Below are 13,110 nucleotides of genomic sequence, written 5' to 3'. Positions count from 1 at the left end.
CGGCGTCGGAGCCGCCCGCTTCAGGCGCTCGGCCCCGCAGCGTCCGACCTCCCGAGAAACCATGCGATCCGCGCCTCAGCCCGGCGCGATTCCGGCAGGCCGAGCAGCGGGTAGACGTGCATCAGGCCCGGCTCCTCGTGATAGGCGAGGGCGATCGCTTCCGCCCGGGCCCGGGCGGTCAGGCGCCGGGCGTCGGCGACCAGGATGTCGTGCGTGCCGCAGAAGAGTTCGATCGGGGGCAGGCCCTGGAGGGCACCGAAGAGCGGGCTCACCCGTTCGTCCGTCAGCGCCCAGTCGCCCGCGTACCAGCGCCCGAGGGTCCGGACCCCGGGGCGCATCAGCATCACATCCGAAGGTTCGATCCGCGCCTGCGCGGGATCGGCCGTGGCGACGTCGAGCCAGGGCGAGATCAGGACGAGGCCGCCGGGCAGGGCCAGGCCGGCGTCGCGGACCTGCATCGCCAGCGACAGGGCGAGCCCGCCCCCGGCCGAATCGCCCATGAGGGCGACGGGCGGCCCGGCACCGGTCTCCAGGCCCGCGCGGTAGAGCGACAGCGCGAAGGCGCAGGTATCGGCGCAGGCATGCTCCGGGGTCAGCGGATAGAGCGGCACCGTGACGCTGAGGCCCGTCGCCTCCACCATGCGGGCAAGGAAGCGCCAGTGGATGCGGGTGATCGGGCTCGTGTAGGCGCCGCCGTGGAAGTAGATCACCCGGCCCGCCCGCGTGGCCCGTCGCGGCGAGAGGGTATAGACCTCGAAGCCGTCGTGGAGGGCCCAGGTCACCGCGAGGCGGCGGCGCAGCGCGCGGGTCGGCCGGGCCGGGCGGGACCGGTTCGCGATCGCCGCCTCGGGATCGAGGTCGTCCCGGGCGAGGCCGCGCCGCCGACCGGTCAGGCGGATCGCCAGGGCGGCGAGGCGGGCGGGAAGGCTGCTCATAGCCGGTCAGCGATGGTGTCGCCCACCCGCAGGGCGTTGGCGATGATGGTCAGGGTCGGGTTCACGGCGCCGATCGAAGGAAAGAAGCTCGCATCGGTGACGTAGAGGTTGTCGATGCCGTGAGCGCGGCAGTCGAGGTCGAGCACGGAGGTCGCCGGGTCCGCGCCGAAGCGCAGCGTCCCGGCCTGGTGCGCGGTGCCGCCGATGGGCGTGTCCTTGCCGAGGTAGAGCGAGCGGTCGAACAGGTGCGGGTGCACGTCGAGCTTGCCGCAGAGGTCGCGCAGCTTCTGCTTCAGCCGGGCATGCCCCTCCATGTTGCTCTCGGTGAGGTCGAGGCGAACCCGGCCGCCGTCGTAGAAGATCCGGTTCTCCGGCCGCGGCAGATCCTCCGAGGTCAGCCAGAAGTCGAGGGAATGCCTGGCGATCCAGTCGAAGGGCTTTTCCGGAAACCATTGCAGGACGTCCGGCAGGCCCTCGCCGTGGATCTGCGTGCCGTCGGACTTGCCGACCATCTGGATGTGGCCCAGCGGAAAGTCCCAGTCGTCGGAGCCGAAGTAGAAGTCGTTGAGGCCCAGCGTCTTCTGGAACTTCGTCGGGTTCGGGGTGCGCGAGACCGCGAGCACGGTGGCGTTGTTGTGGCGCATGTAGTTGCGCCCGACCTGGCCCGACGCGTTGGCGAGCCCGTGCGGATGCGCGTCGTTGGCCGAGCGCAGCATCAGCAGCGCCGAGGAGAGGGCGCCGCAGGCCACCACGACGATGTCGCCCGACACCGTCCGGCGCTGGCCGTCGCGGACGAGTTCGACCCCCGTGATCGCCCGGCCGCTCGGGCTGGTGATCAGGCGCTCGACATAGGCGCCGGTCCAGAGGGTGAGGTTCGGGTGCTGAGCCAGCGCCGGGTCGACGCAGATGATCTGCGAATCCGCCTTGCCGTTGGTGAGGCACGGGTAGCCGTCGAAGGCGTCGCAGCGGATGCAGGCCGAGTGTGGCAGGGCCTTGCCGTCGCGCTCGTCGAGGAGGATGCCCACCGGCAGGTGGAAGGGCCGGTGGCCCTCGCGCTTCAGCCCGTCGAACAGCTCTTGGATGCGCGGCTCGTGGGAGACCGGCGGGTAGGCGTAGGGCTTGTCCGCCGGCGGCTCGGTCGGGTCTTCGCCGCGCAGACCGTGGACGTGGTAGAGTTCCTCCGCGGCTTGATAGTAGGGCGCGAAGGTGTCGTACTTCACCGGCCATTCCGGCGCGTCGCCGTCGGGGTGGCGGACCACGTCAAAGTCGCGTGTCCGCAGGCGCAGCAGCACCGAGCCGTAGACCTTGCTGTTGCCGCCCACGTAGTAGTGCAGGCCCGGATGGAACGTGCGCCCGTCGGCGCCGTACCAGGTCTCGGGCGCCTGGTAGCGCGCATCCACGAACACGGCTCGGGCGTCCCAGTTCTCGCGCTCGCGCGGCAGGTAGCCGCCGCGCTCCAGTAGCAGCACGCGCTTGCCGGTCTGGGCGAGGCGCCAGGCCATGGTGCCGCCGCCCGGCCCCGAACCCACGATCACGACGTCGTAATGGTCTGGGCTCATGGGGCCTCCGCCTTGGGCCAACAATTCGCGGACGCCCGGAGCGCGCCGCCGGCCGCCCGCTCTCGCGCCGACGTGAGGCGCCCGATGCAACGAACGTTTGAACCTGCACGAAGGTGCCGCGTTCAACCGCCGCTGGCATCGCGGTCCCGCGGGCCGGCGATCCGGATGGCCCCGTCGCCGCCTGCGGCGTCCCAGTTGAGCAGGACAGGCCCGTGGCAGAACTCAGCATCGCCATCGCCTTCGCGGTCCGGCTCCTCCTGGTGCTGCTGTTCCTGCCCTTCAGCGCCCTGGACAAGGTCCTGAACTTCCGCGGCGCGGTGGGACAGGCACGCGAGCGCGTCCCGAACGCGAGCCTCGCCCGGGTTCTGATCCTCGCGGGCCTGTTCGTCGAGATCGTGATGTCGCTGGGCATCCTCACCGGCATCGCCGACCGCGCGGCTGCCTTCGTGCTCGCAGGCTATTGCGGCGTCACGGCGCTGCTGTGGAAGCAGTTCTGGCGTCCCGGCGATTTCTGGGCGGGCGGCGACAGCAAGGGGCGCGGCCTGTTCTGGGATTTCCTGAAGAACTTCGCCCTGGCCGGCGGGTTTCTCCTCATCACCTTTGGCACCGGGGCCGAGACGGTGCGGCTCTTCCTCAGCCATCCGCTCGCCTCCTCCCAGCCCTACCGCATCACCCCTTCGACCGAACCGGCGGGAGCCGCCCGATGACCGACACGAATGCGCCGGACAAACCCAGCGTCCCCTATTGGCACCTGTGGACCGACGCGGAGGGTGTCAGCCACCAGACCCGCTGCGCGCTCACGGACTTCGACATGAAGTCGATGCAGCCGCCGGCCGATCCGCAATGGCAGGGTACCAAGACCCATGACGGCGCCACCGTGATGGTCACGGTGCAGCCGGTGGGCTGGACCGGCGCCTGGCACGAGAACCCGAAGCCGCAATGGATCATCCCGCTCTCGGGGCGCTGGTTCGTCGAATCCATGGACGGCACCCGCGTCGAGATGGGGCCGGGGGAGATCTCCTTCGGCGAGGATCAGAACACGAAGGCGGTGGACGGACGCCAGGGGCACCTCTCCGGCACGGTCGGCGATGCACCCGCCGTGCTGATGGTTGTGCAGTTTGATGCACCACCCACGATCGCGACCCCGTGCCGGTTCCGGTAGGCCCATGTCGAGCGTCGAGATCGTGGATCCGCGCTTTGCCGGGTACATCCTCGGCAACGCCGAACTCGAGGAGATCGCCACCGGCTTCCGCTGGATCGAGGGGCCGGTCTGGTTCGGCGACGCCGACTGCCTGCTGTTCCAGGACCTGCCGCGCAACCGCACCATGCGCTGGAGCGAGGCGGAGGGGCTTTCCGTCTTTCGGGCGCCCTCGGACTATGCGAACGGCCAGACCCGCGACCGCCAGGGCCGGCTGATCGCCTGCTCCCATCGCGGCCGCTGCCTGTATCGCACCGAGCACGACGGCGCGGTCACGACGCTGGTCACCCACCATGCCGGGCGCCGCCTCAACGCACCGAACGACGTGGTGGTGGCCTCGGACGGGGCAATCTGGTTCACCGATCCGGTCTACGGCATCGCCAACGATTACGAGGGCGGACGCCAGGTCTCGGAGCAGCCCCCGACCCTCTACCGCCTCGATCCGGATTCCGGCGACATCCGCGCCATGGCCACCGACTTCGACGGGCCGAACGGGCTGGCCTTCTCGCCCGACGAGCGCCGGCTCTACGTGGCCGAGACCGGCGACCAGACGGGACCGAACCCGCGCCAATACATTCGCGTCTTCGATGTCGGCCTGGATTTCGCGCTCTCGGGCGGCGCGGTCTTCCACACGATCAGCCCCGGCTATTGCGACGGGATGCGGGTGGACGAGGACGGCAACGTCTGGAGCAGCGCCGCCGACGGCGTCCATTGCATCGATCCGACCGGCACCCTGATGGGCAAGATTCTCATCCCCCACCGGGTCTCGAACCTCACCTTCGGCGGCCGCATGAAGAACCGCCTGTTCATCGGCGGCTCGCACACCCTCTACGCGATCTTCCTGAATCGGCGCGGCGCTCAGGTCCCGTGATCCGCCTGGACCGCATCCGCCTCGTCAGCGCCGACCCCGAAACCCTGGCCGGGTTCTACATCGGGGCCCTCGGTTTCTCGCGCGGGGCGACCGTTCGGCGGGCCGGCGAGACCGTGGTTCCCCTGCGGCTCGGCGCACAGGCCGTCGACCTCGTGGGCTATGACGCGCCGGGTCGGCCCTACCCGGCGCAGGTGCCGGGCTGGAGCCCCCTGTTCCAGCATATCGCCATCGTGGTCTCGGACATGGCCGCCGCCCATGCGCGCCTCGCCGCCCGGGCGGGCTGGCGCGCCATCTCGACGGCGGGGCCGGAGCGCCTGCCGGCTTCCTCGGGCGGCGTCGACGCCTTCAAGTTCTGTGACCCCGAGGGGCATCCCCTCGAGCTGCTGGCCTTCCCGACGGGGCGCGAGCCGGAGGTTTGGCGGGGGCCAGGGCCGGACATCTGCCTTGGCCTCGACCATTCCGCGATCTCGGTGGGGGACACGCAGGCGAGCCTCGCCTTCTATCGCGGGCTCGGCTTCTCGGTCCTGTCGCGCTCCATCAATACCGGCCCCGAGCAGGCGCGCCTCGATGCGGTGGCGGAGCCGCGCGTGACGGTGACGGGCTTGGCGCCGCCGGGAGCGCCGACGCCCCACGTCGAACTCCTCTGCTACGCGGGCCCATTCGCCCGGGCCGGGCTCACCTGCGACGACCACGACATCGCCGCCACGGTCCTGGTCTTCTCCGGTGCGGACGCGCCGCCTCGGGAGGACGCGCCGCGGCGGCTGCGGGATCCCGACGGCCATCGCCTGCTGCTGACGTAACCCCCGACCCCGGATCAGGAACAGCGCCCGTCCGGGTCCGGTTGGCCGCACGGGCGACGGCGCGATCGGCGCACCGTCCGAGCCGGGAGACGGGCATGCGGGATCTGCGCGGCAGCGTGGTGGTGATCACGGGAGCGTCCAGCGGCATCGGGCGGGCGGCTGCCCTCGCCTTCGCGGCGCGAGGGGCGCGCGTGGTCCTCGCGGCCCGCCGGGCGGAGGCGCTGGCGGACCTGGCGCGGGCGTGCCGGGAGGAGGGCGGCGAGGCGATCGCCGTTCCGACCGACGTCACCGATGCCTCGGCCGTGGAGGCGCTCGCCACCGCCGCCCACCGGGCCTTCGGTGGGATCGACGTCTGGATCAACAATGCCGGCACCGGGGTCTTCGGCCCGTTCCAGGACGCACCCCTCGACCTCCATCATCGTACGGTGGCGGTGAACCTGCTCGGCGGCATGTACGGCGCCTACGCGGTGCTGCCCCATTTCCTGCGCCAGGGGCACGGCACGCTGATCACCAACATCTCGCTCGGCGGCTGGGCGCCGGCCCCGTTCGCGGCGGCCTATACGGCGAGCAAATTCGGCCTGCGCGGCTTCACCGCCAGCCTGCGCCAGGAGTTGCGGCGCCACCGCGACATCCATGTCTGCTCGGTCTTTCCCGCCATGGTGGACACGCCAGGCCTGGAGCACGGCGCCAACGTCTCGGGTCGGACCATCGATACGGGCCCCCTGGTCTATGCCCCCGAGGACGTGGCCGAGACCTTCGTGCACCTTGCCCGCCATCCGCATGACGAGGTCGCGGTGGGCTGGCCGGCGCGAATGGCGCAGGTGGCCTACGCCCTGGCGTCGGGACCCACCGAGCATGCCATGGGTTTCGCCATCCATCGCGCCCTCGACCGGGCCGGCCCGGCGCCGCGCACGGAGGGAGCCCTGCGTGCGCCCCTGTCGGACCCTCCGAGGACGAGCGGGGGCTGGCGCGCGCGCAAGGGCGTTCCCTCGGCCCGGCCGCTCAGCGTCGCGGGGGCGGCCCTCGTCGGGGGCGCCGCGCTTCTACTCCTCGGCCGGCGCCTCGCCCCGGGACAGCGGCGGTCGCCTCAGTAAGGCGCGTGCAGCCTTTGCGCGATCCAGGCCAGGGCCGCGTCGAGATCCGGGAAGGTCGGAGAGGTCGGAACGGTGACCTGGCCGAACCCCGCTTCCAGGTACCAGTGGCCCGCCATCGCCCCGTGATCCGGCGCGAGGCGGACGAGCACGGCCACGAGGGCCTCGTCCACGAGGACGAGTTGCCCGTCCTCGTCGTCGCTCGCGGTCCGGACGCGGATGGGCTGGAGCCGGAGGGTCACGGGACCGCCGCCGGCTTCAGGTGCAGATAGGCCGGATCGAACTCCGCGCGCTTCGTCAGCTGCGCCCAGTCCTGGATCACGAGGCGCTGGCCCTGCAGCGTCAGCAGGCCCTGGCTGCGCAGGTCCTGCAGCACGCGGTTGACGTGCACGTTCGAGACGCCGATCGCGTCGGCGATGTCGCCCTGGGTCAGGGCCATCTCGCAGACGTGGTTCTCGGCGAGACCCATGGCGTGCAGCTTGAGGTAGAGTTCGCAGAACAGGTGGGTGATCCGGCCAAGGGTCGAGCGCCGGCCGATATTCGTCATCCATTCCCGGAAGATCGCGGCATCGACCAGCGTGTCGCGCCAGAGGGCGGCGGTGATGCCGGGGTGCTGGCGGGTGAGTTCATACATCGCCTCATGGGGGATGAAGGCGACGGTGCAGGCGGTGAGCGTGCCCAGGCTGTGGTCCATCACCGGCAGGTGCAGGCTCTGCAGGTCGGGGATGTCACCCGGAATATGCACCGACAGGATCTGGCGCTTGCCCTCGTCCAGGAGCTTGTAGCGGAAGGCCCAACCGTCGAGGAGCAGGCAGCATTGCGAGGGATGGTCGCCGTCGCGCACGATGTCCCGGCGGGCGGGGAGCTGCCGCCGGCTGATGGGCAGGCGTTCGAGGGCCCGGCGCTCCACGTCCGAGAGGGTGATGATGGATTCCAGCTTCCGGGTGAGCAGGCTGAGATCGGAGCCGGCTGCGAAGCTCATATCGACATCACCCTTTCCTGTTCCGGGGCGGCGCCACGGTTCCGCAGGCCTCCGCACGGAATACCGGCTTTCCCGGCTCCGTGTCTTCCCCCGCCTGGCCCGGTCGCTCACATCCCGGTTCGCGGTCCAGGGGGCAGAGCGCGCCAGGACCGGTATGCCGTCATGTGGCGTCGTGCGCGACGTATTCCTTGGCGAAGATGGGGTATGTGGGGCGCGTGACGCGCAAGGGTAGGGATCGCCGCCGGTGTCGAGGCCACCGCCGAAACCAGCGGGACGGCCACCATACGACCCCCGGAAACGTCCGAAGGTTGATCGACGGGCTGGCGCGGCCCGGCGGCGATGTCCGCCGGTGCACGGAAGCATTCGTCGCGACCGGTCGCGCTTCGCCCCAGTAGACGCAAGCCCCGTCCGCACCGTATAACAATTCCAAATACGGGGCTGGACGTGCGCCTGGTCGGCCGCGCGTGGCTCGCGACGGAAAACCGGGGCAGGATACGCATGATCCGTCTGAACCTGAACGGCGCCATCCGCGAGGTCGAGGCGGAGCCCGACACCCCGCTCCTCTGGGTGATTCGCGAGCAGGCCGGGCTCACGGGCACGAAGTATGGCTGCGGCATCGCCCAGTGCGGTGCCTGCACCGTGCATATCGACGGAGCGGCGGTGCGCTCCTGCTCGATGCCGGTCTCGGGCATCACGCCGGATCAGAAGATCGTCACCATCGAGGGCCTGTCGTCGGATCGCTCGCACCCGGTCCAGAAGGCCTGGGCCGAGCTCGACGTGCCCCAATGCGGCTTCTGCCAGTCCGGCATGATCATGGCTTCGGCTGCCCTGCTGGCGCAGAACCCGCACCCGAGCGAGGCGGAGATCCGCTCGGAAATCACCAACATCTGTCGTTGCGGGACCTATGGCCGGGTTCTCGCCGGCATCAAGCTCGCCGCCAATGGCGGCCAGGCCGGTTGAGGAGAGAGCCATGACCGTCTCCGCGAACCAGCCCTCCCGCCGCGCCTTCGTGACGGGTGCCGTCGCCGCCGCCGGCGGCCTCAGCCTCGGCTTCCACGTGCCCTTCGCACCCGAGGCCGCCGCGCAAGGGGCGGCCCCCGCCCTCACCCCGGAGGTCAATGCCTGGGTGGTGATCAAGCCCGACGAGACCGTGGTGATCCGCATCGCCCGCTCCGAGATGGGCCAGGGCACGCTGACGGGCCTGGCCCAGCTCGTCGCCGAGGAACTCGGCTGCGACTGGTCCAAGGTGACCACCGAATACCCGACGCCGGGCCAGAACGTCGCGCGCGGCCGGGTCTGGGGCGATTTCGGCACCGGCGGCAGCCGCGGCATCCGGGAGTCGCAGGATTATGTCCGTAAGGGCGGAGCCGCCGCCCGCATGATGCTGGTCGAGGCCGCCGCCAAGGGCTGGGGCGTCGCACCCGAGGCGTGCCGCGTCGAGAAGGGCGTGATCTCCCATGCGGGCTCGGGCCGCAGCACCACCTTCGGCGCGGTGGCGATGGCGGCGGCCAAGGTCGCGCCGCCCAAGGACATCGTCCTCAAGGACCCGAAGGACTGGACCATCGCCGGCAAGCCGGTCAAACGCCTCGACACCGTCGAGAAGACCGATGGCAGCCAGATCTACGGCATCGACCTGACGATGCCCGGCCTGCTGAACGCGGCGATCCGCGACTGTCCAGTCTTCGGCGGCACCGTGAAGAGCTTCGACGCCAAGGCGGTCGAGGGCATGCCCGGCGTGAAGAAGGTCGTCGCGGTCGGCGATTCCGGCGTCGCCGTGATCGCCGACACGTTCTGGCGCGCCAAGACCGCCGTCGAGGCCCTGCCCATCGTCTGGGACGACGGTCCCAACGGCACGGTCTCGAGCGAGAGCATCGCCGCGATGCTGCGGGAGGGCCTCGACGCGCCGGAGGCTTACGTCGGCAACAAGGGCGGCGACGCCGCGGCGGCACTGAAGGGGGCGGCCAAGGTCGTGGAGGCGACCTACGGCGTTCCGTTCCAGAACCACGCCACCATGGAGCCGATGAACGCCACGGTGCGCTGGACGCCGGAGCGCTGCGAGGCTTGGGCGCCGACCCAGAACGGCGAGGCGGCGCTCGCCGCCGTCGCGGAGGCCGCCGGCCTCTCGGCCAATCAGTGCGACGTCCACAAACTCCTCCTCGGCGGCGGGTTCGGCCGGCGCGGCGCGACCCACGACTGGCTGCGCCAGGCCGTCCTGATCGCGAAGGAGATGCCCGGGACCCCGATCAAGATGATCTGGACCCGCGAAGAGGACATGACGCACGGGCGCTATCACCCGATCACCCAGTGCCGGATGCGCGCCGGCCTCGACGAAGCCGGCAATCTCACCGGTTTGCACATGCGCATCTCCGGCCAGTCGATCCTGGTCTCGGTGGCGCCGAACCGGATGGTGGACGGCAAGGACCCGGTGGTGTTCCAGGGGCTCAACGCGGGCGGCGCGGAGGCGGCGATCGGCTACACGATCCCGAACATCCTGGTCGATCACGCCATGCGCAACCCGCACGTGCCGCCGGGCTTCTGGCGCGGCGTGAACATGAACCCGAACGCGATCTACCTCGAATGCTTCATGGACGAGCTCGCCCACGCGGCCGGCCAGGACCCGTTGGCGTTCCGCCTGAAGCTGATGGACAAGCACCCCAAGCACCGGGCCGTGCTGCAGGCAGTGGCGGACAAGGCGGGCTGGGGCTCGAAGCCCCCGCAAGGCGTCCATCGCGGCCTCGCCCAGATGATGGGCTTCGGCTCCTACGTGGCGGCGGTGGCCGAGGTTTCGGTGGGGGATGACGGCGCGGTCAAGGTCCACCGCATCGTCGCGTCCACCGATCCGGGCCATGCCCTGAATCCGCAGCAGATCGATGCCCAGATCGCCGGCTCCTTCGTCTACGGGCTGTCGGCGGCGCTCTATCAGGAATGCACGGTCAAGGACGGCCGCATCGAGCAGACGAACTTCGACACCTACCCGGTGATGCGTCTCGACGGGATGCCGGTGGTGGAGACCATCGTTATGCCGTCGGGCGGGTTCTGGGGCGGGGTCGGCGAGCCCACGATCGCGGTGGCGGCGCCCGCCGTGCTGAACGCCATCTATGCGGCCACCGGCAAGCGCGTGCGCCAGATGCCGGTGAAGAACACGGACCTGCGTCGGGCGTGAAGCTCTTCCCGATGGTCGCGGCCTGCCTGCTGGCGGGACCGGTCGGGGTGGCCTCTGCGGCGGAGCGCCCGCCGCCGGGCGCTTCCTCCTGCGCCGGGTGCCATGCCGAGGGAGCCGCAATGGGGGCGATCGACGGGCGCCCCGAGGCCGAGATCGCGGCGGCGCTCGCCGCGTACCGTTCGGGGACGCGGCCCGACAGCGTGATGGGCCGCATCGCCAAGGGGTTCTCGGAGGCGGAATCCCAGGCGATCGCCGCCTACCTCGCACGTCAAGGGCAGCCATGAACACGACGCGCCGCGCGCTCCTTGCCGCCGGGGCGTCACTCGCTCTGGCGCGGCCTGCCCTGGCGCAGGCTGCGCCCAAGGTCGTGGTCATCGGCGGCGGTTTCGGGGGTGCTACCGCCGCCCGTGCCCTGCACCGGGGCGGCCTCGACGTGACCCTGGTCGAGGTGAACCCGACCTACGTGGCGTGCCCGTTCAGCAACGAGGTCATCGCCGGGCTGCAGCCGATGGCGGCGCAGCGTTTCGGCTACGAGGGTCTGGCCCGCGCCGGCATCCGCGTGGTGCATGCTGCCGCCACCGGCATCGATGCGGGGGCCCGACGGGTCACGCTCGCCGACGGCACGACGTTTCCCTACGACCGCCTCGTGCTCTCGCCGGGCATCGACCTGCGCTTCGATGCCATTCCGGGCTACGACGAGGCCGCCGCGGCCCGCATGCCCCACGCCTGGAAGGCGGGGGAGCAGACCCTGCTGCTGGCTCGGCAGATCGAGGCGATGCCGGAGGGCGGCACGGTGGTGCTGGCGGTCCCGGGCAATCCCTACCGCTGCCCACCCGGACCCTACGAGCGCGCCAGCCTGATCGCCCACGTACTGAAGACGCGCAAACCCCGCGCCAAGCTGATCCTGCTTGACGCCAAGGACACCTTTTCCAAGCAGCGCCTGTTCCAATCGGCCTGGGCCACGCTCTACCCGGAGCAGATCGAGTACGTGCCGTTGGCCGAGGGCGGCCAGGTCAGCGCCGTCGAGCCGGACGCGATGATCGTTCGCACCGACTTCGCGGAGTACAAGGCGGACGTCGCCTGCATCATCCCGCCCCAGCGCGCCGGCAGGATCGCGATCGTCGCCGGCGTCGCCGACCGCAGCGGCTGGTGCCCGATCGATCCCGTGACCTTCGAATCCAGGCTGGTGCCGGGCCTTCACGTCATCGGCGACGCCGCCATCGCCGGGGCGATGCCGAAATCCGCCTTCTCGGCCAATGCCCAGGCCAAGGTCTGCGCGGCTGCCGTGATCGACCTCCTGGCCGGGCGTGCCCCCGAGACGCCGAAGCTCATCAACACCTGCTACAGCCTCGTGGCGCCCGGCTACGGCATCTCCATCGCGGGCGTCTACCATCCGGCCGGTGGCGTGCTCGCGGATGTCGAGGGCGCCGGCGGCATCAGCCCCGTCGATGCGCCGAGGTCCCTGCGTGAACAGGAGGCGCTCTACGCCGCCGATTGGTACCGGACCATCACACGGCAGGTTTTCGGGTGACGCGTATCCGGATCAAAGCGTCCTACGGTGGCGGGATCGGATGCGCGATCCTGCTCTCCGTCCTGGGCGCGGAGGGAAGGGCGGAGGACGCGTTGCGGCCCATCACCGTCGTGGCTTCCGAAATCCCCCACCCCTTGACCGACCTGCCGGGTGATGCCGCCCGGGGGCGCGCCCTGGTCACCGACCGCACGAAGGGGCTCTGCCTGCTCTGTCATGCCGGGCCATTCCCCGAGGAGCGCTTCCAGGGCGATCTCGGCCCCAACCTGTCCGGAATCGGCGGGCGGCTTTCAGCCGGCGCGCTGCGCCTGCGCCTCGTCGATGGCCGGGCCTTGAACCCGGACACCATCATGCCTTCCTATTACAGCCTGCAGAATATGACCCGAGTGGGTGTGAGCTGGCGCGGCCGGCCCGTGCTGGAAGCCCAGGAGATCGAGGACATCGTCACCTTCCTCGCCACGCTGCGCGACACCGGGACAGAGAGGACGACGCCGTGAGCGCCCAGGACGACCAGAGGGATGGCGGTCGAAACCGTCGTCATGTCCTTGCCCTCGGGCTTGGCAGCGTCGCCACGGTGACCCTGCGTCCTGTCGCGGCGTCGGCCGCCGCGCAACGCACGGAAAGCACGGCCGAGGCTGTCCGGCGCTTCGCCGGCGACGCCGAGATTCGTCCGGGCCGCATCCACCTCGACCTGCCGCCCCTGGTCGAGAACGGCAACGCCGTCACCATCACGGTGACGGTGGACAGTCCGATGACGCCGCAGGACCATGTCCGCCGCATCGCAGTGTTCAACGACAAGAACCCGCAGCCCAACGTGATCACGGCGCATCTCGGGTCCGGCGCGGGGCGCGCCGCCCTCAGCACCCGCATCCGGCTCGCCGACACGCAGCGCATCACGGCCATCGCCGAGACCAGCGACGGCCGCTACTGGTCGACCACGGCCGATGCCATCGTCACCCTCGCCGCCTGCCTGGAGGGCTGAT

General features: G+C 70.7%; 15 protein-coding genes. 11 read left to right on the top strand and 4 right to left on the bottom strand.

Annotated elements, in window-relative coordinates; all coding sequences use genetic code 11:
- Nucleotides 1-20: 20 nt before the first annotated feature.
- Nucleotides 21-935 (bottom strand): alpha/beta hydrolase fold domain-containing protein, encoded by a 915-nt coding sequence (locus OF380_RS06725; RefSeq protein ID WP_264049998.1) that lies wholly within the window; start codon nucleotides 933-935, stop codon nucleotides 21-23.
- Nucleotides 932-2,494 carry a GMC family oxidoreductase gene (locus tag OF380_RS06720; RefSeq protein WP_264049997.1) on the bottom strand — a complete coding sequence of 521 codons (1,563 nt, stop codon included), beginning with the start codon at nucleotides 2,492-2,494 and terminating at the stop codon, nucleotides 932-934. Before OF380_RS06720 ends, OF380_RS06725 begins: the two co-directional genes overlap by 4 nt.
- Nucleotides 2,495-2,706: 212 nt before the next feature.
- Here OF380_RS06720 and OF380_RS06715 point away from each other — a divergent pair, with 212 nt between their 5' ends.
- From OF380_RS06715 to OF380_RS06695, 5 genes are all read left to right on the top strand, one after another.
- Nucleotides 2,707-3,201 carry a DoxX family membrane protein gene (locus tag OF380_RS06715; RefSeq protein ID WP_264049996.1) on the top strand — a complete coding sequence of 165 codons (495 nt, stop codon included), beginning with the start codon at nucleotides 2,707-2,709 and terminating at the stop codon, nucleotides 3,199-3,201.
- Nucleotides 3,198-3,656: a cupin domain-containing protein gene (locus OF380_RS06710; RefSeq protein WP_264049995.1), complete on the top strand. Its 459-nt coding sequence runs from the start codon at nucleotides 3,198-3,200 to the stop codon at nucleotides 3,654-3,656. The genes OF380_RS06715 and OF380_RS06710 overlap by 4 nt, the downstream gene beginning before the upstream one ends.
- Nucleotides 3,657-3,660: 4 nt before the next feature.
- On the top strand, nucleotides 3,661-4,563 hold the full coding sequence (locus tag OF380_RS06705; RefSeq protein ID WP_264049994.1) for an SMP-30/gluconolactonase/LRE family protein: 903 nt from the start codon (nucleotides 3,661-3,663) through the stop codon (nucleotides 4,561-4,563).
- Complete coding sequence (locus OF380_RS06700; RefSeq protein ID WP_264049993.1) at nucleotides 4,560-5,363, top strand: VOC family protein; 804 nt, start codon at nucleotides 4,560-4,562, stop codon at nucleotides 5,361-5,363. The genes OF380_RS06705 and OF380_RS06700 overlap by 4 nt, the downstream gene beginning before the upstream one ends.
- A 95-nt stretch (nucleotides 5,364-5,458) precedes the next feature.
- Nucleotides 5,459-6,457, top strand: a complete 999-nt coding sequence (locus tag OF380_RS06695) for an SDR family oxidoreductase (protein WP_264049992.1) — start codon at nucleotides 5,459-5,461, stop codon at nucleotides 6,455-6,457.
- Here the strand turns inward: OF380_RS06695 and OF380_RS06690 are convergent.
- Entirely contained in the window at nucleotides 6,451-6,696 is a 246-nt protein-coding gene (locus tag OF380_RS06690; protein WP_264049991.1) for a hypothetical protein, read from the bottom strand. The two genes, OF380_RS06695 and OF380_RS06690, sit on opposite strands and share 7 nt — an antisense overlap.
- Nucleotides 6,693-7,436 carry a Crp/Fnr family transcriptional regulator gene (locus OF380_RS06685; RefSeq protein ID WP_264049990.1) on the bottom strand — a complete coding sequence of 248 codons (744 nt, stop codon included), beginning with the start codon at nucleotides 7,434-7,436 and terminating at the stop codon, nucleotides 6,693-6,695. Before OF380_RS06685 ends, OF380_RS06690 begins: the two co-directional genes overlap by 4 nt.
- Nucleotides 7,437-7,934: 498 nt before the next feature.
- Here OF380_RS06685 and OF380_RS06680 point away from each other — a divergent pair, with 498 nt between their 5' ends.
- Genes OF380_RS06680 through OF380_RS06655 form a run of 6 tightly spaced genes read left to right on the top strand, consistent with a single transcriptional unit; the run spans nucleotide 7,935 to nucleotide 13,109 of the window.
- Nucleotides 7,935-8,396 carry a (2Fe-2S)-binding protein gene (locus tag OF380_RS06680; protein ID WP_264049989.1) on the top strand — a complete coding sequence of 154 codons (462 nt, stop codon included), beginning with the start codon at nucleotides 7,935-7,937 and terminating at the stop codon, nucleotides 8,394-8,396.
- Between the two features lie 10 nt (nucleotides 8,397-8,406).
- Nucleotides 8,407-10,599, top strand: a complete 2,193-nt coding sequence (locus tag OF380_RS06675; RefSeq protein WP_264049988.1) for a xanthine dehydrogenase family protein molybdopterin-binding subunit — start codon at nucleotides 8,407-8,409, stop codon at nucleotides 10,597-10,599.
- Nucleotides 10,596-10,883 carry a c-type cytochrome gene (locus OF380_RS06670; protein ID WP_264049987.1) on the top strand — a complete coding sequence of 96 codons (288 nt, stop codon included), beginning with the start codon at nucleotides 10,596-10,598 and terminating at the stop codon, nucleotides 10,881-10,883. The genes OF380_RS06675 and OF380_RS06670 overlap by 4 nt, the downstream gene beginning before the upstream one ends.
- Complete coding sequence (locus OF380_RS06665; RefSeq protein ID WP_264049986.1) at nucleotides 10,880-12,130, top strand: NAD(P)/FAD-dependent oxidoreductase; 1,251 nt, start codon at nucleotides 10,880-10,882, stop codon at nucleotides 12,128-12,130. Before OF380_RS06670 ends, OF380_RS06665 begins: the two co-directional genes overlap by 4 nt.
- Nucleotides 12,127-12,624 (top strand): sulfur oxidation c-type cytochrome SoxX, encoded by a 498-nt coding sequence (soxX, locus tag OF380_RS06660; RefSeq protein ID WP_404810547.1) that lies wholly within the window; start codon nucleotides 12,127-12,129, stop codon nucleotides 12,622-12,624. The genes OF380_RS06665 and soxX overlap by 4 nt, the downstream gene beginning before the upstream one ends.
- Nucleotides 12,621-13,109, top strand: a complete 489-nt coding sequence (locus tag OF380_RS06655; RefSeq protein WP_264049985.1) for a SoxY-related AACIE arm protein — start codon at nucleotides 12,621-12,623, stop codon at nucleotides 13,107-13,109. The genes soxX and OF380_RS06655 overlap by 4 nt, the downstream gene beginning before the upstream one ends.
- The last annotated feature ends 1 nt before the right edge of the window (nucleotide 13,110 follow it).

The sequence above is a fragment of the Methylobacterium sp. FF17 genome (genome assembly GCF_025813715.1).
Classification (GTDB): Bacteria; Pseudomonadota; Alphaproteobacteria; order Rhizobiales; family Beijerinckiaceae; genus Methylobacterium; species Methylobacterium flocculans.
This window is presented reverse-complemented; position numbering and strand designations above follow the sequence as displayed.

Excerpts from the sequence above, each read along its gene's own strand:
- OF380_RS06680 (WP_264049989.1), top strand. The coding sequence starts at position 7,935 with ATGATCCGTCTGAACCTGAACGGCGCCATCCGCGAGGTCGAGGCGGAG.
- OF380_RS06695 (WP_264049992.1), top strand. The coding sequence starts at position 5,459 with ATGCGGGATCTGCGCGGCAGCGTGGTGGTGATCACGGGAGCGTCCAGC.
- OF380_RS06685 (WP_264049990.1), bottom strand. The coding sequence starts at position 7,436 with ATGAGCTTCGCAGCCGGCTCCGATCTCAGCCTGCTCACCCGGAAGCTG.
- OF380_RS06665 (WP_264049986.1), top strand. The coding sequence starts at position 10,880 with ATGAACACGACGCGCCGCGCGCTCCTTGCCGCCGGGGCGTCACTCGCT.
- OF380_RS06675 (WP_264049988.1), top strand. The coding sequence starts at position 8,407 with ATGACCGTCTCCGCGAACCAGCCCTCCCGCCGCGCCTTCGTGACGGGT.
- OF380_RS06705 (WP_264049994.1), top strand. The coding sequence starts at position 3,661 with ATGTCGAGCGTCGAGATCGTGGATCCGCGCTTTGCCGGGTACATCCTC.
- OF380_RS06725 (WP_264049998.1), bottom strand. The coding sequence starts at position 935 with ATGAGCAGCCTTCCCGCCCGCCTCGCCGCCCTGGCGATCCGCCTGACC.
- OF380_RS06710 (WP_264049995.1), top strand. The coding sequence starts at position 3,198 with ATGACCGACACGAATGCGCCGGACAAACCCAGCGTCCCCTATTGGCAC.
- OF380_RS06720 (WP_264049997.1), bottom strand. The coding sequence starts at position 2,494 with ATGAGCCCAGACCATTACGACGTCGTGATCGTGGGTTCGGGGCCGGGC.